The following is a 20,204-nucleotide window of genomic DNA, read 5'->3' as shown; positions in this document are numbered from 1 at the left end:
CCTAAACAAGTTGCGCTGAGACGATGATGCTTGGCGCCGGGATTACTAGTGTTATGGTTTTGTTTTGAGCCGAATCCACCCGGGCCTCGCTCAAAACCGCGATGCCCGGCGCCGCAAGGGAAAGCGTCTTCCCGGCTGTAAAAGCGCCCCCAGAGTGGTCTTCAGCCGCCACGAGATCTACCGATGGCCTCGGCATAACGAGGAGCGGCGGGTCGGCGACCCGGTTGACGGCGCCGGTCATGTAGGCGATAAGCTCCTGGATGTCCAGCCAGCCCGGCCGGCCGCCGCCCTGATTTAGCGCTTTAAGGACGTTGTAGCCGGTGCCGTACAGAAGCGGTAGGCGTTCGAAGACAGCCTGACCCCGGTAGATGATGTCGCCAGGCTGCATCAATGCGTCGATCCCGCCCAGGTTACGAATGAGCTTCCCGCCCCAGTCTTTGTCGGCATCGATTTCGATTTCAGACAGCCTGGTTGATCCCGATTTTGCCCTTACGAAAAGGCTCACCTACATCGCCTCCAGCAGAAAGTCGTAGTCGACCGCTTTGCCGTTGTCCGCCGGGTCGTTGCTCTGGACGGTCACCTTTAGCGTGTCGTGAATCGCCCAGCTTCCGTTCACTACCGGCAGCCCCGGCCCGTCAGCGGCAGCATCGAAAGACTGCGCGTAAACTCTCCGCTCAACGCCGTTTATCTTCTTGTACAGCCTGACCGTTACCTGGGTCCCGGCGAGGTTCTGGATGCCGAGCGAGAGGTCGTGCAGCTTGTATTTCGCGCCGGGCGCTCCGACGACGATCAGGTTGCTTTCGGCCGCCTGCCAGTCGGCGACAGCGAAACCTACGTAAGGCACCTCGCCGGCAAGCTTGTCGGTCTGGCTCCTCACCGCCTCAAGTTTCGCCTCCAGGCTGGCGACGGCCGCCTCGATGACCTTGAGAGAGAGCTTTGTTTTGCTGCCCTCGACGTAAAACTCGCCCGGCATCAGCTTCCCCTCCCCAGCGGCAACTGTTTTACCGGCTCTTTTCCCGGCTCAAGCCGTTTGGTTTCATCCTTTTTGGGCTTCATCGCCGATGCCATCATCCCCAGCATCATAACTGGCAGCATGAAGCCGAGGAGCGAGGTCCAATCGAAGCCATTGGTGCCGGTGTTCACCGGCGCTCCCGGCCAGGCTGGCGGTAGTACTGAGCTACCAGGCGCAACCAGCATGGTGGCCACCGAGTCGATGACCTCGCCGCTGTCTTTCTCGTGTAGAAGCAGCGTAAGTACCGCATTGGTCTCGGAAAATCGCAAAGCGCCTCTAAGTTTGGCGACGTCCCCGGGTTCGACCTCAAACCAGGTGTAGCCGAAGACCGGCAGAGCTTCTTCGCTGATCTGGGTTGCGTCCCGCGACAGCCGGGCTAAGAGGGCGTATTCCTGCTCCATGTCCGTGGGATTGGCCACGTAAACGGAAAGACCCAGATCATAGCCTGGGGTATAGTAGAGCCACGGCGGCAGGTCCCAGAAGACATCGCCGGATACGCCGCCCATCACCGAAAGTGCCCGGCTCACAGCGGGAACTCCACATCCTCGCCCTTGAGGGCTTTCCTTACCATCGACAGCGCCCAGGCGCCCATCGCGACCATCATGGCGATGCCGATAACGCCCGAGACCGCCGCCTGCCAGAACATCGGCTGATATTGGTCGTATTCTGTGGGATAGCCGTTCATGATTTTGCCTCGGGTAGTTTCTTGGGCTTACCAGGCGCGGCCAGCGGTTTCATGACCTGCATCAGGATGTACATCACGAGCAGCATCATGCCCATGTTGATGAGGCTGCTGATGAGGTTTTTCACGTCCTCCGGAATAAGCCACCAGATGACGGTACCGACCAGCGGCGGCAGAGCGATGAAGCCGATGATGCCGGCAATGATCGGCAACCAGGCCATGCCCTTCTGCCAGGCAAGGTATACCGAGGTCCGGCCGGAATCGGCATGGACGACGTACTGGTAACCCGGCCAGTGCTCGACGCCGGCATCGGTAAAAGCCACCTCCAGCTGCGCCAGCATCTCGGCCGAAGGGAATTCCTCGAAGTCTAGCCGGGCTAAGAAAAGAGCGCCTTCATCCGAGCTCTCTTCGAGCGGGGCGAAGGCGCCCAGTTCCTGAGTGCTTGCGGCTTGGCCGAGCGGGACAGCCCGGTAGCCCGGCGGCACCATCGCATAGGGCATGGGAAGCCTCCCTACGCTTAGATTAGCCGCCTTGCCTTGCGGCCGTACGGATTAAGGGTCACCTTGCGGGCTGCGGTTGTGCCGCCGGCGGCAGTCACCGTGGCGACCACGGTCAGCTTATCGCCGCCGACAAGCCGTAGATCGGCGCCGAGCTGTCCGGCCGCGGAGAGGTCGTAGTTGGTGTTAGCGCCAGCCGCCTGGTCGGTACCGAGATACTTCTTGTCGATGGTATCCGTCTTCGGGAACTTCGATACCCGGACGTTGCCCGAAACCTCGGCCTCGGTGACAAGGTTGAGGCGGTTTAAAAACCAGACCTCGCCGGCCGGCACCTCGAGCTCGACGGTCTTCACGACATCCTGGGCAGACGCGTCAGGCACGGTCACCTCGACCCTGTCGCGCTCATCGATGCGATCTTCGGTGTGGATAGCCTCGGCGTTAAGCAGGGCTTCCCGGAAGACCTGGAGCGGCAGACCCATCCAACTCCCCGACTCGTTGTCGTACACGCCGAGCAGGGCGAGCGACTGCCCGAGCGGGGGCACCCAGCCCTTGGGAGGCCGCGTCCCGGGATAACCCGGGTATTGTTGCGGGATATTCTCTTTCTTCATTTGCTAGTCTCCTTCGTTCGGCGAGAACCGCCTAGGACTTGGATGTTATTCCCTTCATCATCGGCATCAGGATGGCCATCATCATCACCATCATGATCATCGGCATCATGGCCGAGAACATGCTCGTCATGTCGGTGGTCTGAAGCGGGTAGTAGCCGCCGACAGTGCCGTACTGATACTGCTGCGGGCGGACCTGCTGGGTGTTGAACTGCTGGGCGGGATACATGTTTTAGCTACCTCCTGTAGTCAACTTCGTTTTGGTTCAGTCCTTGGACGTGACGCCCTTCATCATGGGCATGATGATAGCCATCATCATCACCATCATGATCATGGGCATCATGGCGGAAAACATCCCCGAGAAGGGATCGGTGGTCTGGCTCGGGTAGTAGGCGGAAGGCCCGGCCACCTGCATCGGACCCGCCTGGCCCGGTGCGAACGGCCCGCTGATCTGTTGTACTCTGTACATTGTTTTCTCCTTACTGTTTTCGGTTGATCTTCATGTGGTAGCCTGGCGCCGCCTCCCTTGGGCTATCACCCTCACCGCCGCCGCGACGGCGGTAAGGGATCTCAAACAAGTTTCCAGGGGAGGGCGCCAGGCGAAGGTGGCGCTATTCGAACATGGCGCGCTTGTAGCCGCTAACCATGACCGGACCCTTGCCGTCGACGCCGTCGCGATAATGGCTTACCCGGCCTTCCTTGACCTTCAGACCGGACGGCGCGATGCCGTTCATACCGGTGCGGAAGGCTTCGGGGGTGGCTTTCTCCTGATAGGCGACGGGGACATTCTTTTCCAGGTCGTTCCAGCTGGCGTACTTACCCATGCGGGCACCTCCTTGTTAGTCTCGGTCCGTTCGCGGCCGGGACAATCTTTGGGGTGCACTCTGGTCGGAAAGGCGAAGGGGTCAGCCTGAACCTTGCCGATCCAGAGTGCTGACCCCTTGTTAAAGCCTGTGAGCTGCCGTGAAAAACAACGAGCCTCGTGAGCCGGGTTTTTCCGGCAAGCTCACGAGGCTTACGGTTTCAAATTATACAGGCTCTCCTCAGCCTGTCAATAGGGTGAGGGTATTTTAGCTTTAGATCGTTGGATTGCGTTTAAATCGTGACTGTATCATCGTGTCGCTAAGCCTAACTTCTTTTTCTTCGAAATGTGACCTTTACGGGAACTGTAACAACCTTTCGTGCAGTAAAACGCACCGTCTTCCCTGAATTCGTCACGAATTTCACTTTGTGAGGTACGGATACCTTTTTGTGTGCAGTGAAAGAGACTCTCTCCCCAGAAGTACGTCTCGTTGTCATGTTATCGCTCCGGCCACTTTCGAATTTCTTCTCCATTAAAATAGGTGTGTAGTTCCAGTCCAGTAGAGAATCTCTCTTTTATCCGCTGTATTAACATGCCCGCGTTTGTATATTTATCCATTCGGTTTTCGGGGCTATTATTATAACTCACTTCTCTAAGATCAATGATTACTTTTTTCCGATTGTCGATGTATATTGAGAGCACATCGATTTCTGCATTTCTCCGGGTAGGATCGGAGTCATCATATATTTCGACAGAAGGTAGCACCCATCCGCGATAACTTTGCGTTCTGAGGTCAAGGACTTTTTCAAGATATTCATGATACTCCAGCATTCGCTCTTTTCGTTCTTGAAAGGTGCGGTCTGATTCCCCTTCTTTTTTTCGTAGATTACTAGGTCTAATCTTACGAATAACAGTCTCAATTATCGTCGTGTTCCAGTGTTCAGGATAATAGATGAAGTGTTCTTCGGGCCAATTTATTTTTTCGTAGAATACCTTTTCAAATATACCCCATTCCCTTTGTTTCCATGATTCATGGAACAAGTCGCTCTGGAGTTCTCTTTTCGGAATCAGCATCCGGATATGGTTAATAATATCGTCGTGATATTTCTGGAAATTACACCTTATGTTATCGGTCCCAAAAAGAAATCGCACTGCATTATCACGTGCGGACATTTCGGTTCCCGACCTATTATCCGGAAAAAATTCCTCAACATTTGCCAAGGCTCTGATGGCGCTACTTGGATCCTTACGATGAGTATCATAATTTATACAAGTGAAACCGCCATTTTCGATAACACTAAGTTCATTTCTGTTCCCATTATTAGGAATACATTGAACAAAGATGCCTTTATTCTTTGGATATGCGCAAAGACCGGCCTGGTTCGTCCCAGCAATTCTTTTTTCAGCGTCGACGAAATCATATCCCCCAAAATCACATGAAAACGCACCTACACGTAGAAAATCGCCTCTTAATACCTTGGCTGTTTCGGTTGCGAGATCGATTTGCCGGGAGTTGAACGTTTTCATACGAGTATCAAGTTCAGCATCGGTCAGGGATAGCAACTCTTCCGCAGACAGATGGTTATTGAATATTTCTTCAAATATCGATTGCTGCACTATCGCCGCCAAACACTTTTCGTGGTGTGAATTGTAGACGCTCTCTTCAAGGCACACCCCACCCTTCTCAATGAAAGCGAGGAATGTTGGTTGCGTTATGCATCCAGTAAAGTCTTTCCCAAATTGTTTAAACAGGGGAATCAGATTCACCTCAATTTTTCCAAGAGCCAGATGATGCATATCTCTCAAAACGCAATCTAATCTATCTAGACCAGAGAGAAGCCAAGTTTCCGTATTCGAGGGATTCAAAATCAGACGAGCGATATTTTTTCCTAATTCGTTATTCAGAGCAGGAATTTGTTTGATCTTATAAACCGCAAACCATTTATGTAATTCATAATAGTTGAATGAGATCATCATGTTTTTTGATGACTCGTTGATTTCGGGATCTTCACCGCAAAAAGCGACACAATCTTCGATGACACGATGAACGAATGATTTTGTTGTTTCATGAACGACGGCAAGTTTAGAAATAATAAATTCGATATCATAAGAAAAAGGTAAATGGCCGATCCCGTGGAATAAGCCTCCGAGGCGAAAAACCTTCTTGTCTCTTACCAACCCCCGAGTATTCTGGGACATGAGTTGGCACAAATAGTAAACCCCATAAGCATGCTCGAGTTTCGTATGCCTCGCAAGTGGTCTGATTTTACCGATCAGTCCTAAGTGAGAGATATTCGCTAAACGATTTAACTCTTTGCTTATAAGAGGGTTACTGGCTAACCGAAAATCATCGTTGTCAATGTCGATGTAATCATAGAGATGATCGAGTATCTGTCTTTCAGCCATCATGCTACATTATATAGCTAAATCTGATACAGTCAATGAAGACAAGCTATCTGATAACGATCAGGTACTCCTGATAGACTTCTCAGAGTGCAGAGAAACCTCTTGGTCCATAAGTTCCGGAGAACTTGGTTAAGTAGGGCTAAACAATGAGAGGTTATTCAATCCATCTCAAACATGGCTTGGTTCCATTTCTGCCATTTTCTATCTTGAGCTTGTGCGTACTTTCGGATTGCCCTTTCCGTCCACTCCTTTTGGCGAGTCGGTAAAATATAAGTCGACTCCGATGCATGCTTTGGCGGAGTTTTTTTGTGATCGAACTGTTCTCCGTTATTGGCTGCCTCGTAAGAGACTCGCCATAGCGCCAGAAACAACAGCCAGTACATGGGCGAAAACCAACTATTCATAGATCTTCACTTTGTAGCCCACAGCCTGGAAGCCCCGGCTCAGAAGGTCAACCCAACTTTCAATCGACTGTTTAGTCATATCTTCAACTTTGGCGTTGTCGCTGTGGCTCATGCGAAGCTCGAAGCCACGCTCGCCTTTCTTGATGATCACCTCCACCCGGGCAACCGCATCCCTGACCTCTGGCGGCGCCTGACCCATCTGCCGGCTCATCATTCGGAACATCATCTCCTGGGACTGGGGTGAGCTGGCCATCTGCATGAAATCAAACATCTTTTTCCTCCATTTCGTTTATCTTATGTCGTTCGATAGGTTGCGGGTTTGGTGGTGGCTGGGTGCCGGGTGAGACAGGCGGCGGAGAGCCGGGCATCATGCCCGGCATCGGCATACCGAACATCTGCGACAGGCTCTGCATCGACTGCATCATGTTCATAAGCCGGCTGAACGGATCGTCGTTCTTGCCATTAAGAATCTGCCTTATCTGCTCCAGCGAGCCACTTACCTGGGTGTTGTTTTGGGAAATGGCGCCGAAAAGGTGAGCCGCTGTTTCGTGCGCCGCCCGGTCGGCGATTTCTTCACTCGAGGCTTTGGCCCTGGCGGCAGCGGCATCCTGCTCTTCCCTCGTTTCCTTCATAAGGCTCAGGATCGGGATCATCCGCTTGGCATCGGCCTCGGCTGAACCCTTCTGGATGTTCACCAGGTCCATGACCATGAGCATGGACGCCCGGAACTTCATGATCGCTCGAAGTTCGATTTCTTCCTCCGGAGTGCCGCCCATGTACTGGCGTAACACAGCCTCAGGAGAGATGACTTCCATACCGCCGCCCATTTTCCGGACCATCGGGAACTGGCCGTTGGCCTTTTCTTTGTCGTCGGCCTGGGCCGAATCGCGGGCGCTTTTCAGTTCTTCGCGAATGATCTTCCGCAGCTGTTCCTCAGACGCTAGAGGAGCGTCGTCTTCTGATATCTTTGGGGCAGCGAGTACCTTCTGTACCTGGCTTCGGGACACGTTGAGTTTCTCGGCAATCGTGCGCTGCGAATCGCCGCCCGCCGCAAGCTCCTTCACCTTCTCGATAAACTGGTCATCCATATATCCTCTCTTTCAACCGCCAAAGCTAAAATGGTTCACCGCTGGTTTTGGCGTTAATCGCAAACCGGCGCTGAACTGGTTGCGGCCAACAAAGCTAAATGGTTGGTTTTCAACCACCCATAGACCCTTCATTTTGAAGCTGTTTTGCCTGGTGGGGGGTCACCCCCTCCGCCGCTTCGGCCTCATCGAGCACCCAGCCGAGGATACCTGAGAGCGCGGTGACAAGCTGCAAGGCGCTTGCTGAAAGCGAACCAAACCACTGCCTGATGAACTCCTGCTCGGCCGGAGGGAAATCGGTGATGACCTCGTCGGCGTTAGCCCCAGCAGTGAGTAAGTGCAGGGCATCCTCGGGAAAAGGCCTCGTGCATCTCCCGAAGCCGCTCGACCTTGTCCTGGTCCTTTTAGCCTTGATGACTCCAAGGATTCCCCGGTAGTACTCCAGCTTCTGCCTGATTTCCTTCTCAGTTTTCACTTGACGCTCCTCCCAGAAGTAATTTGATCGCCTTCTCGACGCCGAGCTGCGGCGCCAGCCTGGCCACCCTGATGGCATCCCGGACGTTCTGGGTCAGCCCGTCTAGCCTGCCGGCGACCTCAGCTGCAAGCTCGAGGCTCAAGCCCTCCGAGCGAACGAGGACGCCTTTAACCACCGCGAGGTATTCCGCCCGGCTGTATGGATTAAGGTTCCGGATTGCAAACCGCGACCGGAGTTCCGGCGACAGTTTCTCGCACCGGTTTGATGCGGCTACCACCCACAGGGGATTGTTGATGTTAAGCTCGCGGCCTCTTTTGGCCCGGACCAGGCGACCGCCTTCCATCATGGTTAAAAGCGCCGCGGTATCGGCGGCGTTCATCTTGTCGATCTCGTCGATAAGAAGGATCGACGGCTCCCTCCCGGCGACGAGATCCCACAGCCCGGCCTTCGACGTCGCCGAGCCCACCAGCCAGATGGCCTTCTCGCCGCCAGCCTTTTCGATGTCCCAAAGGAAAAGCGTCTTGGCCAGGGCGGGCGGCCCGGTGAGAAGGACGTGCACCGGCTTTTCAGCCAGAAGCGAGGCCCTCAGAAGCTCTTTTACGCCGTCATGCCCGATGATATCGGCAAAAAGGGAATCGGGCGCCGCCAGTTTTGGCTCCTGGCGTGTCTGAGGCGGCGCATTCTCGGCTGAAAGAAGACTTTTACCGAGCTCGCTCAGCCGGTAACCGGTGTGGGAGTTGGAGCGAAAGACGTTTTCGAGGTAGCCTTCTTTGAAGAGCTTGGAAAGCGTCGCCGGCCAGATCCTCACCTGGCGCCAGCCCCAGCCGATACGGTAGTCTTTCTCCATGTCGACCGATGCCTCGAAACGGGCGATCTCGGAAAGTTGTTCCAGGACGCTTTCATCCTTCACCGTTACCACATCCTCTCGACAGAGATCTTCTTGAAGGCCTCCGTCACCAGTTGGGTCAGATACTCCGTGCCCTTGATGCCAGCGGTATCGGGGTGGAGTTTTCGGAGCAGGTCCAGGTAGCGCCGTCGCACCTGCTCCTGGGGCGTCGCCCGGTCACAGCCGAGGATTCGGTACGGATCATTGAGCGGCTGTTGGGGAGACAAAGACCTCCCCGCCGGAATGTCCACGCCCAGCCTCTGGGCGAAGCTCATGACGGTAGCCGGGTCCGCGGCGCTGGTAAAGAGCTCGCACATGAACACTTGAAGCTCATTTGCCAGGTCTTGCTGCATCCTCTTGATACGGTTAAATCGTTCTTCCATGGCATCACCACCAAAAATGGCCGCACAGGATCCCGAGGACGAAGCCAATTAGGACCTGCCACCAGTACTTGCCGCCGAGCTTGATAAGCAGCATGCCAAGGCCCAGAAAGATAAGCATGAAGATGAGGGGCGACTTCTTCTGGTCGTCGCGGATGAGCTCGGTCCAGGGTTTCCCGCCGACCCGGCGCCACAGGCTTTCGTAGAGTCTTCCCAGAAAATCGATCATCTTTTTGGCACCTCTTTCTTTTTGAGCCAGCCGCGCTCCCCGTCCGGGACAGCCGGTCCTAGTCGGTTGAAATCAAGGCAAGCCTGGCAGACGTCGAGCGCCAACGGTTCGCCGCGGGCCAGCCGGATGATGTCGATACCGCCGTTTCCCGCCTTGTCGGACAGAGGAAATCCCCTGCGGCAGAAAATTCTCTTACCATGCGCTCCGGCATGGGCGCATTCATAGAGAGTCCGTTTCTTCTTCATGTCGTTCCCTCCGGCTGATGATGGGGCGCCGTATTCCCGCCAGAACCTTTCGAACCTTTCAAACCTTTCGCCTCACGTTCAGGCTCACGTACGAAAGGTTTTCCGAAAGGTTTTTCCCCGGTTTCGACGCCTTTCGCGCTCTCCAAAGCTAATTCGGCGGGATTTCCCCCGAAAGGTTTTTCGGAGTGTTGAAAACCTTTCGGTGAATCCAAAGCTGTTTCGAAAGGTTCGAAAGGAGTGAAAGGTTTTTTCTCGGATACGGGGGGTTCAAGCTTAAGGCCGTATTGCTTGACCAGGCTTTCGACCCTTGCCTGATCCCAGCAGACCACCCTTCGCCTCGACAAGATACCCTTCTCTTTTTGAAAGCCCAGTCTCCGGGTCAGCCAGCCGGCCTTTTCCGGATTGAACGGAGCCTCCTCTTCATCCATGGCACTGGCGCTTAGTGCGATGTTTTTAAGGGACAGTTCCTGATTCTCTCGATGCAGATCGATCATGGCGGCAAGCACCCGTCCGGAGTCGCTCTCCCGGCGTCTCGTATAAAGTGATTCCTGCAGCCGGTGGACGAAACTGCCCAGCGCCTCCGCCATGGCGTGGTCGCCGTTAAGCATCGCCTTCATGGGAATGAGTATCTCCTGGAGGCGCGGCTGCAGATTGGGTTCGAGGAGTTCGTTGCCAAAGGTTTTACCTTTGAGGCGGCACAGGTTGTGGAGACGAAAGGTTAATAGCTTTGATCTTAGGGTCCCGACCTCTTTGTCGAAAGACGCCGGCAGCACCCGGGGGATGTCGTCGCGGGTGAGCGGCATCATTTCGGAGGTAAGGCACCGGCTTTCCAGGGCTTCATCGCTGAATGGAAACCTGGTCGATAGAAGTTTCGGACCGAACACCTGGTAGCCCCGGGGAAACCATTTCCCGTTTTCTTTGTCGGCTCTAAGGACCGGCATGCCCGGCCGGTAGCCGTTATTGAGAAGCTTCACCATCTCAGTCCAGGCGGAAGAATCCTTGAAGTCGGCTTCATCAAGCACCAGCGTTCCCCGGAATTGCTCCAGGATGCGAAAGATCGGCGACGGCGTGGTAGCGCCTGAGGCAAACATCGGCCGGAAACAGACGCTACCGACGACCTGTAAGAAACGCGTCTTGCCGGTCCCCCAGTCGCCAATTACCCGGAGGTATGGAATCGACGGGGCAAACTCGTACACCCAGCTTAAAAGAACGTAGAGCGAAGCGATCTCCTCGAAGTCGGCCGGCAGTTCCATATACCGATGAATGAAGCCCTTTACCTCTCCGAAGAGTTTTGCCTGAGAGTCATATGGCGTGGCGCCGGGGGCGAAGTGCACCACATGACCGACTAGCAGATCAGATGTAGGCAGGTAGGTCACCTTCGAAGTGTCGTATTGCCGAACCTTTTTCACCCTGCCGCCGTCCGAAACCATGAAATACCGGTCGTCTTCATCGACCACCATCTCGCCCACCGTGCCGTCGCGGAGGATGAAGCCGGGGACATAGCGTTCCCGATCCTCCTCCTCCAGCTTGAACTCGCCGAGGAGTTTTTCGGCGTCGGCGAGGGAATGCTTGAGCAGGTAGTCGTCGATGCCCGTCTTGCCCTGGCCTTCCAGTTGTGGCAGTTGGATGATTTGCACTGCCGCCCCTTTGCGCCGGATGTGCTCGGCGACATGCGACAGCGCTTTCCTCACCGGCTCCTTGGTAACGATATCGGAGTCGAAGGCGAGGTAAACGGTGCGGTCTTTAAGGGCAATATAGTCCCAATCGGCGAGGAAGGTGACGCCGCCAAACTCGTTCTTGCCCTTGAAGCCCCAGACACCGGTTACTGAAACAGCGCAGGCGCCGCGGCCGGCCAAAGCATCGGCCTTCTTCGATCCCTCGGTAATCCAGAGAGGGACCTTCGGATTGCCGAGAGCTTTATGGCAGCGAGGCGGGCAGTCGAGCCGGTTTGCTGATCCTGCCGGCAGCTCGTATTTGACCGTCTTGCCCTGGTTATTGGTGCGGGGGTTGTCGGACCGGAACTGGTAGCCGGCCGCCTGCCCGTCGACGCCCCATAAGGGGATAAGGAGCCCGGGCACGTGCTGCTGGGCGGGTGCAAAGCCGAACCTTCCCAGCTCGGCCTTGCATACGATGCTCCGGTACTTCCGCTCCCGAATGATGTCGAGGTCAAGGCCGGTTTCTTCCAGATGCCTCAAGTGACACTCCAGAAGTTCCGGCATGGCCTCTGAGAACACGCCTCCGGCTACGGTTGTCTCACCGCTCATGTCGTTCATGGCGATATTCGGGTTAGCAGGCGGCGTCGCGGTCAACGGCCTTGAGAAAACGGTTAAGGCCTTCGGCGGTGAATTTCGCCGGCGGCAGCGGCCAGTTGAAGTCGTCCATTTCGACATTGATGTGGCAGTGCTTATCAAACCACTGTTTCAGTTGGTGCTCCCGGATATCGAGCTGCCAGACCTTGCTTTTAGCCAGGTCCCAGAGCCTGATCAAGTCGCGTTCGGTGACTCCATCTTCGAGCCTGACACTCCCCTTGTTGATTACCTCCTCAGGGAAAAGGTCGTCCGGCGCTTCGCTGTCAGGGGGCGGCAGGACCAGCACCTGGCCCGGCGGCATCTGGGCGAATTTCTGGATTTCCGCCAGCGTGTATGAAGCGGTCAAGGACAGTATTCGGACGGTCTTCTTCTTCCCGTCGACCTCCACATCCTTCTCGATGAGCCTTAGAGAAAGCGGGATCATCGACAGCCGCCCGCACACGGCCTTGACAAGCTCGAGGCTTGAATTGATGCCGACGATGGAATGAAAAGAACTGGTATCGAGCTGGTAGACGCCCAGGCCCGGGCAGTCAGGGATGAGGAACTGCAAGTTCATTACCCGCTTGCAGCGGCCGGTCTCGTAGTGAGCACAGGTTTTCGGGCTGCAGGTGATCTCCCTAAGCTCAGTCTCCGCATCCTCATGGGTGGCGATGCGGCCGGTCTTCACATTCACCCTGGCCAAGGCCATCTCGCCGTCGCCACGGCAGATGAGGCCGCGATAGGATGAATAGCACCGGAGGTATTGACCAGCCCATTGGTTCGGGTCCTCGGTCGGCAGCATAATGGCAAGCTCGGTGGGTTTTTCTCCGAAGATTTTCCTCACCTCGTCCGGACAGACGAAATAGTCGGTGGGGACAGGATAGGGAAACCCCTCGCTGGATTCCTTTCGTAGTCCCAGCCTGATCTTGCCCAGCCTAGGTAGCCTGATGACCCCGGTTACTCCCTTGATCGGCATGTGGTTCCTCCTCTATCGCATTTTCTTTAGCCTTGGCAATATCCATTCGGTACAAACGAGCAATCATGCGAGCTAGTATCCGCAATCCACTATCCATGACCTGTTCGTCAGTCTCGCTCGTCAACACCGTTTTCCTGGATGGTGAATAGGTCATCGAATGAATAGGTCTTGAAGTAATCAAGCAATGTCTGACGGACGGAGGCTGTTGGATGCTGCTTGCCGGTGATGATTCGAGAAAGATAACTCGGCGAAAGCCCGATGTTGTTGGCTAACAATTTGCATGAAAGGTTGCGGCGAAGCATTGCCTTTTCGAGGTTGTCCCTGTTCAAAACTACTTTGAACATGTGACACTCCTGAATGATTTAATGCGCACAATAGTATAACATCAGTCCCGGCTAGTCAAGGTCAGAATGTCACTTTTATCGAAGTGAATATGACAGAAAGTTGTTAAATACTAGTTGCAATCATTACCAATATGTGCTATTGTATTGACACAAGGAGGGCGCTATGCCAGACTTTGCTGCGTACATTAGACAGTTGCGACAGAAGCAACGTTTGTCACTACGAGAGGTCTCACAGAAGACCGGAATCTCTTACTCTTATCTGACTCAGATCGAACATGGCCGGCGCAATCCCCCAGGACCTGAGTTCATGAAACGCCTCGCGCCGATTTACCAAGTTTCAGTTGGTGATCTGCTAAGAGCGGCAGGTCATCTTGAAGAAAGCTCTGAATCGATCCTTAGCGACGAACAAGAAGTGGAAATGGCTTTCAAATACGTCATGAACGATCCCCGTTATCAATCCGGCACTCGCATGGCCGGCGAACTGAACACGGAGGTCAAACGGTTTATCGTTGAGATGTATGAGAAAGCCACCGGAAAGAAGCTGCTGCCAGGGCGCAGCGCGTGAAAAGCCTCAATGATCTGCGAGCCTTCTGCGGGTATTTGGCAAGGAAGTACGGTAGTCCAAGTGCGTCATCGGAGGAGGAAAAAGCGGAGGAATTCAGACGGGTTTACTTGAAAGGCCTGCCGTCGAACCTGAAAGCTCTCAGGGCAGTTGCTTCATGTTGCGGGCTCGAGTTAACAGGTCTGGATAAAATGCCTCGGAACGTCCGTGGCTATCATGAAATCTGCAACGGACACTTGTATGTTTACTATCGGAAGGATGATACGGTTAGCGGCATCCAGAATACGATCCTACACGAAATGCGAGAGATGATGGAAACCCTCTTCGCCCAGGCTGATCGCAGTTATGAACCGCTGAAAACGAGGACCAGACACCTTGCTGCCAACCGTTTCGCTACGGCGGTTCTATTGCCAGAGAAAGAATTCCGGGCTAACGCATTCAAAACCGGATTCGACGTGGTAGGTCTTGCCCAAACCTACTCTAAGAGTTATTCTCAAGTGCTTCTTCGAATGGGCGAAATCCTCCAGGGCAAGCTCTTTTTTTATGGAGCCCTCTTCGAGCCAGACGATGCCGATGCCATTGACTGGGCAGTCACCTACTGGACCATTAGCTGTAATGAAGATGCCGAACCAAATATCTACGGCATTGACGGATTGTTTCCCAAAAAAGGCAGGCGGGCTCTCCCGGGCTCACTCGTCGACATGACCGTGAGATCCCAAAAAGCCCACCTGGTACGACGTATCACTCTAACCTACGATTCAGATTTCGACGATGACGAACTCACGGCTTTTGCGGTACCCGTGGTAGGTGACGGAACGGGAATCGAAAAAGTGCTGCTTGTTGTGTTCCTGGCTCGCGATGAACATCTTCTCGAACCTCAAATTAAAAACATATGCCCGACGGTGGTGGAATCGTTCCATCGACATCTTTAGGAGGAAGGCAATGGAAAATCCTGAAAGAAGAGCCGTAATCTATGCAAGGGTTTCGTCTGACAAACAGGATGTCGACCTGTCAATTTCAGCCCAGCTGAGAGCTCTCAAAGAGTACGCAACGAGGAACCATTTCCAGGTTGTCAAAGAATTCATCGATGAAGCCGAAACCGGCCGAACAACCGCCCGGCCTGCTTTCCGCGAAATGGTGTCTCTGGCACGTCGAACGCCGAAGCCATTTGACGTGATACTGGTCTGGAAATATTCCCGATTCGCGCGCAGTCGTGAAGATTCGATCGTCTATAAGGCTTTGCTGAGAAAAAACGGAATTCAGGTTGTCTCTATCAACGAGCCTTTTGACGACACCCCGACCGGCCGGCTGTTGGAAGCCATTATTGAAAGCCTCGATGAGTTCTACTCCGACAACCTGGGGGAAGAGGTAACCCGAGGTCTAAAAGAAAGTGCCTCACGTGGTTTTTACCTGTCTCATAAAGCCCCGTATGGGTATCGGAAGATTAAGGTAAAAGACGGCACAAAGGAACGCACAAGGCTCGAAATTGACACTTGCGATGGCAAAACGGTCGCGTCCCTCTTTGATAAAGTAGTTCACGGCCAAGGACTTACCGAAATAGCCAAAGAATTGAATGCCAAATTGATCTCCTCGCCCGCGGGTAAAACCTGGGGCAAGACAAGCGTACGTGCCGTCCTTGCCAACGAAGTCTATCTCGGTATCATGGTTTGGGGTCGACAAAACAAACGCGGATTTGAACCGATCCGCGTAGAAGGGGCATTTCCTCCGATTGTCTCTAAGGAAACGTTCGTCAAGGTTCAGCGCTTGTTGCGGGAAAGAGCCCCTAACCGGATGCATCCCAAACGAGTTATCAGTAAGTTTTTGCTCAGCGGGCTGGTTCGCTGCGGTCATTGTGGCAAAGCTCTGGTAGGAGCGGACGCAAAAAGCGGCAGGTTTACTTATTACGCCTGCGGCACCATTATCAAGAAAGGCACCGGATCTTGCCTTGGTGGATATCTCAACAGCACGAAATTCGAGGGCCAAGTGATCCGGAAAATCAAGGAAAACATTTTAACCACCAGCAACCTCTATAAACTGGTCGGACTCGTTAACGAGGAAATGGATGTCACCTCTAATACCTATAGAGATGAATTCAATTCAATTTCGGCGGAGATGCTTGATGCCAACCGCCGGTTAGAGAGCCTCTATGACGCAGTCGAGACACGTAAGATTGACCTGAGCGACCTGTCCCCGAGAATCCATGATCTAAGATTGCACATTGAAAGCCTCAAGGACAGGAAGTTGCAGCTAGAGGGACTTCTCTCAGAAAGGCGCATTGAGCTTGCGGATTCAAAGATAATCGATGCTTACGTGAACGACCTGCGTATTGAACTGGATAGCGGGGCTTTGACTGAAAGGAAGGCCTTCATAAAGACGTTTGTAAAAGAAATAGAGGTGATCGATAAAAAGGCGGTTTTGAGGTATACAATTCCTTTAACGCCGAAGGCTTTGAAAGAGGAAACGATAAGAGTTCTGTCTACCGAACACTATGGTGGGCCATCCTGGTCTCGAACCAGGGACCTCGGTCTTATCAGAAATTAGTCTTAAAAAGCGGTCAAGCGTTCCCTAATTCGCCGCCTCCTTTTGTTGAAGTTTTCCCTAATTGTTAGCTATGACCGATAGTGTTTGTCTGACGCTTAGATTCTGATCCTGCCACTATTGTCGATACGGGCATACAGCCACCACGCCCCGATCGTCAGGCCGACGAATATCAGTGAAGAGAACGTGCTGCCGAACAGGAACCAGCGTGTAATCATGCCTTCCTCAATAAATCTCATGACTTCCCGCGGCAGTAATTGGACAACCTCTACATACAACGACGGTGAAATAAACAATAGTAATCCTAGGAGTGAAACGAAGGACAAAGCCACGGCAACAAAACCAACAAGGATTTTAACTATGTTTATGTTAAATCCACCGCCACCGCGCCGGCCTCTTTGCATACCTAGATAAAAGGCTAAGGCGATAAGAGCACCCCAGAATAGCCAATCCGGTATGGTAATAGTCACACTAGCCTCTTAGTCACGTCTATTACAACGGCATGCGCCTGGCAATCTCCCAGCAAGTGGTCACCGTGACCATTTCGGAGATACAATTTCCCATCCCTCTCGATAATCCGCCCTATCAGGACCTCACCATCGATTGCGCACAAAATGATATTGCCCACCTGGGGCGCGCGGTCACGGTCAACCGTAACAATTGAACCGTCCTGTATTTCCGGCTCCATGCAATTACCCTGGACTCTATAACCCTCGATATTCCCCGGAGCTGCCTGAGCGCGGGGTCGATAGATATATTCAGACGGAGCCTCGGCAGCCGTGCCTGCATGGATGACGAAATGGTCATAAACCGGTATGGATATCGGTGCCGCCAAGCGGTAACGTTCGAGGATGTCGTCCGGGGATTCTGCTCCTGATTGCTTACTTGGATCAGGTTTCCCTAAAAGTTCACTCACGGGAATACGGAAAGCAGACGCTAACCCGTTAAGCGTCGCACCGCTTGGACGTGACGCACCCCTATTTTCCAATGACACAATCGTCGTTCGTGGCAACCCGGATTTAACCGCCAATTGTCCCTGCGTCCATCCGCGAGCCTTCCTTAAGGTCTTGATTGTATCTTTTAAGCTATCCATGTATGACGCAATTGTAACGCTTAAAGTCTCAAATACTCAAGATATATGCTGAAAATAGACGAAATTGGTATATACTGTTGCGTCTTTTAGTTAGCTAATGCGTCATATACCAACGCCAATACCCTTGACTATTTTGCGTCATTTTATTTACAATTGCGTCATGTTAGAAACACAAGACGCAGAACTCTTGAAGAAACTTCTGAGTTACAAACAATCTCAAAATCTCAATGACTCTGATTTTTCAGCCCGACTTGATATTCCACGGACAACTTGGGCGCAGCATAAAAACCTAAAACGGGCACCTGGACTTACTCTACTTCGCGCCATCGTCCGTACATTCCCTGACCTCATCCCGGACGTAATTGAGTACCTGAAAGATGATACCAATGTTGCCAGTTAAGCGCGGTCCCGGGCGTCCCCGGAGGAAAACTCTATCGGAGATTAAAGCCGCTCAGGCCAAAAATAAAACGTCGGAGGAAGTAGGACTTGGGGAAGGCCGAATTCCAAAAACAAACGACCTTAGAGAACTGAAGCGGCTTTATCGAATAAAAATGAATATGGCGGGGAGCTAGGAACTCCCCGCCGAAAGGAGCAACCAGCCATGAAAATCATCCGTTGCCCCAGTTGCCTAGAAGTATATCCCAAGTGCAGCTGCCCGGCAAGCAAAAAAGCAAAGGAGCCAAAATCATGACCACCGCCACAATGCCCAACTTATCCGACCTCGGCAGGGATCTGCTGGACGTCATCAACACCATGAGCCGGGATTACGGCATACCAGCTGCTGACGCGGCTACCATTGTCCTGAAAGTCAGATCTATCGGCTTTGACGAAGGCCGGGATACGGCTTTGAAAGCAGTTGTAGGGATGTGCGACGGGTTGATTATCACCTTTAACCAGGAGGCTAAATGATGACTACTGGCGTAATGACTCAACGTTTCAGCACCGGCCGCCATTGGATATCTTTGGTTGAGGCCCCCCGCGGGGCCAAGTGCGAGGTCTGCGGCTTCCCGATCTATCGCGGTTATCCTTGCTACCTGGTACGCGGGTCCCGGGAGAATGGATTCCCTCAAGCCGGTGAAGGAGACCTGATGCACCGGGAATGTCTGGAGGTGAAGGGTGAATAAAGACACCTACTATTTCGCTCATGACTACAACGCCCATACAGATCTAAAAATCAGGGCTTTGCGTAAACATTACGGCTGGGAGGGTTATGGCTGGTTTTGGTTTATCATCGAGACACTCAGAGGCGAGTCCGAATACAGTCTGCAGTACTCTGAATTCGTCTTTGAGTCCTTAAGCGAGGAAATGAAATGCGAACCCGCCGACGCCAAAAAATTCATCGACCATTGTGTCAGTTTCGGTCTGTTAAAAATGGATGCAGAAAAGTTTTTTTCACCCCGGTTAAATCGCAATATGGGAGAGTATCAAGACTCCATTGAACAGCGCCGACAGGCCGGAAAAATATCAGCTTCTAAACGTAAAAAGTCAACGACCGTTCAACGACCGTTCAACGACCGTTCAACGAGTGTTCAACAATTAAATAAAACTAAACTAAATAAAACATCTACCCCCCTAACCCCCCAAGGGGATGATGATGATGTTGTTAAGTTTTTTGAGTCCAATACTGGGTATGCCGTTACTCCAGCTATCGCCGAGACTCTGAAAACGATGGTTGACGAACATGGCGAGGAAAAGGTGCGCGATGCCGCTCGTGCTGCCGCCATCGCCAGTGCGCGGTCACCTGCCAGATACATGGACAAAGTGCTCCGGGGCGATGCCGCTCGTCCGTCAGGAAATGGCCATCGTAAGCTGAACAACAGGGAGGTGGTCGTCAATGCCGTTTGACACATCGATGCCGCTCGATAAGCTACCCCCGCACAATACCAACGCCGAGGATTCAGTCATAGGTTCCGTCCTGATTGATTCTGCCGTGCTGAAAGAATTCGCCGACATTCTGCTGCCGGAGGATTTCTACACCGATTCCGCTCGGTGTGCATACACGGCGATGCTCTCTCTCAGGGAGCGCGGTGTTGGCATCAACCAGGTGACCGTCAACCAAGAACTTGAACGCACCGACAATAAACTCGGACCGTATTTATCCCACACCATCAATGCCGTTCCGACCTCATTGGACGCATATCACTACGCCACCATCGTTCACCGGCTGTCAGTCAATCGCCGGTTGATAACGGTCGGCAATCAGATCCAGAAAATCGGCTATACCGCCGACCCTGACCTTGACGCCAGTCTGGCCGCAGCGGATCAGCTGGTTGTTCAATTACGTCGGCAGGGTGGAAGTCAGGAAATCATTGGCCCGCAGGAACGTGCTGAACAGCTTTACGACCGATACGAGAAGTTGTCCCGTGGTGAGATGGACCCGTCAATACCGACCGGATTTTATGACCTTGACCATCAACTCGGCGGTGGTTTCTTTGGCGGTCAGCTGATAATCATGGGCGCAGACTCTGGGCTGGGTAAATCAACACTGGCCCAATCAATCGCCATCAATCAATCCCACAACGGGAACGTGCTGTTTATATCCGGTGAGATGCCGGTCGATACCCTAAGCGACAAAGAGGTCGCGTCACTGACCAGGCGGGATGTATTGGATATCGTGTCCGGGCGGTATGATGACGAGCTGTTGACTGATATTCAAAACGCCCTGGGCGTGATTTCAACCCGAAATGTGTATTAT

Annotated in this window: 27 protein-coding genes; 7 read left to right on the top strand and 20 right to left on the bottom strand. The window is 53.2% G+C overall.

Features of this window, described 5'->3' with window-relative positions; all coding sequences use genetic code 11:
- Position 1: 1 nt before the first annotated feature.
- The 19 genes from ABFB09_RS02815 to ABFB09_RS02725 all read right to left on the bottom strand — a co-directional run bounded on the left by ABFB09_RS02815 (position 2) and on the right by ABFB09_RS02725 (position 13,316).
- Positions 2 to 505 carry a hypothetical protein gene (locus ABFB09_RS02815; protein WP_346999722.1) on the bottom strand — a complete coding sequence of 168 codons (504 nt, stop codon included), beginning with the start codon at positions 503 to 505 and terminating at the stop codon, positions 2 to 4.
- Positions 506 to 973, bottom strand: coding sequence for a hypothetical protein (locus tag ABFB09_RS02810; protein ID WP_346999721.1), 468 nt, complete (start codon positions 971 to 973; stop codon positions 506 to 508).
- Positions 973 to 1,539 (bottom strand): hypothetical protein, encoded by a 567-nt coding sequence (locus ABFB09_RS02805; protein ID WP_346999720.1) that lies wholly within the window; start codon positions 1,537 to 1,539, stop codon positions 973 to 975. Before ABFB09_RS02805 ends, ABFB09_RS02810 begins: the two co-directional genes overlap by 1 nt.
- On the bottom strand, positions 1,536 to 1,697 hold the full coding sequence (locus ABFB09_RS02800; protein WP_346999718.1) for a cytosine permease: 162 nt from the start codon (positions 1,695 to 1,697) through the stop codon (positions 1,536 to 1,538). The genes ABFB09_RS02805 and ABFB09_RS02800 overlap by 4 nt, the downstream gene beginning before the upstream one ends.
- Entirely contained in the window at positions 1,694 to 2,194 is a 501-nt protein-coding gene (locus ABFB09_RS02795) for a hypothetical protein (RefSeq protein ID WP_346999717.1), read from the bottom strand. Before ABFB09_RS02795 ends, ABFB09_RS02800 begins: the two co-directional genes overlap by 4 nt.
- A 17-nt stretch (positions 2,195 to 2,211) precedes the next feature.
- Positions 2,212 to 2,670, bottom strand: coding sequence for a hypothetical protein (locus ABFB09_RS02790; RefSeq protein WP_346999715.1), 459 nt, complete (start codon positions 2,668 to 2,670; stop codon positions 2,212 to 2,214).
- Between the two features lie 391 nt (positions 2,671 to 3,061).
- Entirely contained in the window at positions 3,062 to 3,265 is a 204-nt protein-coding gene (locus tag ABFB09_RS02785; RefSeq protein WP_346999714.1) for a cell division protein FtsH, read from the bottom strand.
- Positions 3,266 to 3,407: 142 nt separating this feature from the next.
- The gene (locus ABFB09_RS02780; RefSeq protein WP_058438714.1) at positions 3,408 to 3,620 is read right to left on the bottom strand and encodes a hypothetical protein; all 213 of its coding nucleotides are present in this window, start codon (positions 3,618 to 3,620) and stop codon (positions 3,408 to 3,410) included.
- A gap of 476 nt (positions 3,621 to 4,096) precedes the next feature.
- A complete protein-coding gene (locus ABFB09_RS02775) occupies positions 4,097 to 6,007 on the bottom strand; it encodes a hypothetical protein (RefSeq protein ID WP_346999713.1) in 1,911 nt (636 codons plus the stop codon).
- Between the two features lie 393 nt (positions 6,008 to 6,400).
- Positions 6,401 to 6,679, bottom strand: a complete 279-nt coding sequence (locus ABFB09_RS02770; RefSeq protein WP_346999712.1) for a hypothetical protein — start codon at positions 6,677 to 6,679, stop codon at positions 6,401 to 6,403.
- A complete protein-coding gene (locus ABFB09_RS02765) occupies positions 6,672 to 7,496 on the bottom strand; it encodes a hypothetical protein (RefSeq protein ID WP_346999711.1) in 825 nt (274 codons plus the stop codon). Before ABFB09_RS02765 ends, ABFB09_RS02770 begins: the two co-directional genes overlap by 8 nt.
- Before the next feature lie 109 nt (positions 7,497 to 7,605).
- Complete coding sequence (locus ABFB09_RS02760; RefSeq protein WP_346999710.1) at positions 7,606 to 7,968, bottom strand: hypothetical protein; 363 nt, start codon at positions 7,966 to 7,968, stop codon at positions 7,606 to 7,608.
- Positions 7,958 to 8,878 (bottom strand): ATP-binding protein, encoded by a 921-nt coding sequence (locus tag ABFB09_RS02755; RefSeq protein WP_346999708.1) that lies wholly within the window; start codon positions 8,876 to 8,878, stop codon positions 7,958 to 7,960. Before ABFB09_RS02755 ends, ABFB09_RS02760 begins: the two co-directional genes overlap by 11 nt.
- 2 nt (positions 8,879 to 8,880) lie before the next feature.
- Complete coding sequence (locus ABFB09_RS02750) at positions 8,881 to 9,237, bottom strand: J domain-containing protein (protein WP_346999706.1); 357 nt, start codon at positions 9,235 to 9,237, stop codon at positions 8,881 to 8,883.
- A 4-nt stretch (positions 9,238 to 9,241) separates the two neighbouring features.
- On the bottom strand, positions 9,242 to 9,463 hold the full coding sequence (locus ABFB09_RS02745; RefSeq protein ID WP_346999704.1) for a hypothetical protein: 222 nt from the start codon (positions 9,461 to 9,463) through the stop codon (positions 9,242 to 9,244).
- On the bottom strand, positions 9,460 to 9,708 hold the full coding sequence (locus tag ABFB09_RS02740) for a hypothetical protein (RefSeq protein ID WP_346999703.1): 249 nt from the start codon (positions 9,706 to 9,708) through the stop codon (positions 9,460 to 9,462). The genes ABFB09_RS02745 and ABFB09_RS02740 overlap by 4 nt, the downstream gene beginning before the upstream one ends.
- Positions 9,705 to 11,981 carry a DUF3854 domain-containing protein gene (locus ABFB09_RS02735; protein WP_346999702.1) on the bottom strand — a complete coding sequence of 759 codons (2,277 nt, stop codon included), beginning with the start codon at positions 11,979 to 11,981 and terminating at the stop codon, positions 9,705 to 9,707. Before ABFB09_RS02735 ends, ABFB09_RS02740 begins: the two co-directional genes overlap by 4 nt.
- A gap of 13 nt (positions 11,982 to 11,994) precedes the next feature.
- The gene (locus tag ABFB09_RS02730; protein ID WP_346999700.1) at positions 11,995 to 12,972 is read right to left on the bottom strand and encodes a hypothetical protein; all 978 of its coding nucleotides are present in this window, start codon (positions 12,970 to 12,972) and stop codon (positions 11,995 to 11,997) included.
- Positions 12,973 to 13,079: 107 nt separating this feature from the next.
- On the bottom strand, positions 13,080 to 13,316 hold the full coding sequence (locus ABFB09_RS02725; protein ID WP_346999699.1) for a helix-turn-helix transcriptional regulator: 237 nt from the start codon (positions 13,314 to 13,316) through the stop codon (positions 13,080 to 13,082).
- 163 nt (positions 13,317 to 13,479) lie between these two features.
- Between ABFB09_RS02725 and ABFB09_RS02720 the strand changes: the two genes are divergently transcribed.
- The 3 genes from ABFB09_RS02720 to ABFB09_RS02710 are packed head-to-tail and all read left to right on the top strand — an operon-like array spanning position 13,480 to position 16,419.
- Positions 13,480 to 13,881: a helix-turn-helix transcriptional regulator gene (locus ABFB09_RS02720; protein ID WP_346999698.1), complete on the top strand. Its 402-nt coding sequence runs from the start codon at positions 13,480 to 13,482 to the stop codon at positions 13,879 to 13,881.
- On the top strand, positions 13,878 to 14,810 hold the full coding sequence (locus ABFB09_RS02715) for an ImmA/IrrE family metallo-endopeptidase (RefSeq protein WP_346999697.1): 933 nt from the start codon (positions 13,878 to 13,880) through the stop codon (positions 14,808 to 14,810). The genes ABFB09_RS02720 and ABFB09_RS02715 overlap by 4 nt, the downstream gene beginning before the upstream one ends.
- 10 nt (positions 14,811 to 14,820) lie before the next feature.
- Entirely contained in the window at positions 14,821 to 16,419 is a 1,599-nt protein-coding gene (locus tag ABFB09_RS02710; RefSeq protein ID WP_346999695.1) for a recombinase family protein, read from the top strand.
- A 95-nt stretch (positions 16,420 to 16,514) separates the two neighbouring features.
- On the opposite strand, the gene ABFB09_RS02705 is transcribed toward ABFB09_RS02710, so the two are convergent.
- Entirely contained in the window at positions 16,515 to 16,886 is a 372-nt protein-coding gene (locus tag ABFB09_RS02705; RefSeq protein WP_346999693.1) for a hypothetical protein, read from the bottom strand.
- A 1,310-nt stretch (positions 16,887 to 18,196) separates the two neighbouring features.
- On the opposite strand from ABFB09_RS02705, the gene ABFB09_RS02700 reads away from it, so the two are divergent.
- The 4 genes from ABFB09_RS02700 to ABFB09_RS02685 all read left to right on the top strand — a co-directional run.
- Positions 18,197 to 18,418: a hypothetical protein gene (locus tag ABFB09_RS02700; protein ID WP_346999691.1), complete on the top strand. Its 222-nt coding sequence runs from the start codon at positions 18,197 to 18,199 to the stop codon at positions 18,416 to 18,418.
- The gene (locus ABFB09_RS02695; RefSeq protein WP_346999689.1) at positions 18,415 to 18,633 is read left to right on the top strand and encodes a hypothetical protein; all 219 of its coding nucleotides are present in this window, start codon (positions 18,415 to 18,417) and stop codon (positions 18,631 to 18,633) included. Before ABFB09_RS02700 ends, ABFB09_RS02695 begins: the two co-directional genes overlap by 4 nt.
- Positions 18,626 to 19,354: a DUF4373 domain-containing protein gene (locus ABFB09_RS02690; protein WP_346999688.1), complete on the top strand. Its 729-nt coding sequence runs from the start codon at positions 18,626 to 18,628 to the stop codon at positions 19,352 to 19,354. The genes ABFB09_RS02695 and ABFB09_RS02690 overlap by 8 nt, the downstream gene beginning before the upstream one ends.
- Positions 19,344 to 20,204: DnaB-like helicase N-terminal domain-containing protein (locus ABFB09_RS02685; protein WP_346999686.1), on the top strand; the 861-nt coding region annotated here is incomplete at its 3' end. The genes ABFB09_RS02690 and ABFB09_RS02685, both read left to right, overlap by 11 nt.

The sequence above is a fragment of the Dehalogenimonas sp. THU2 genome, assembly GCF_039749495.1.
Lineage (GTDB): Bacteria > Chloroflexota > Dehalococcoidia > Dehalococcoidales > Dehalococcoidaceae > Dehalogenimonas.
Note: the sequence above shows the minus strand (reverse complement) of the source record. Positions and strands in the feature narration are given on the sequence as shown.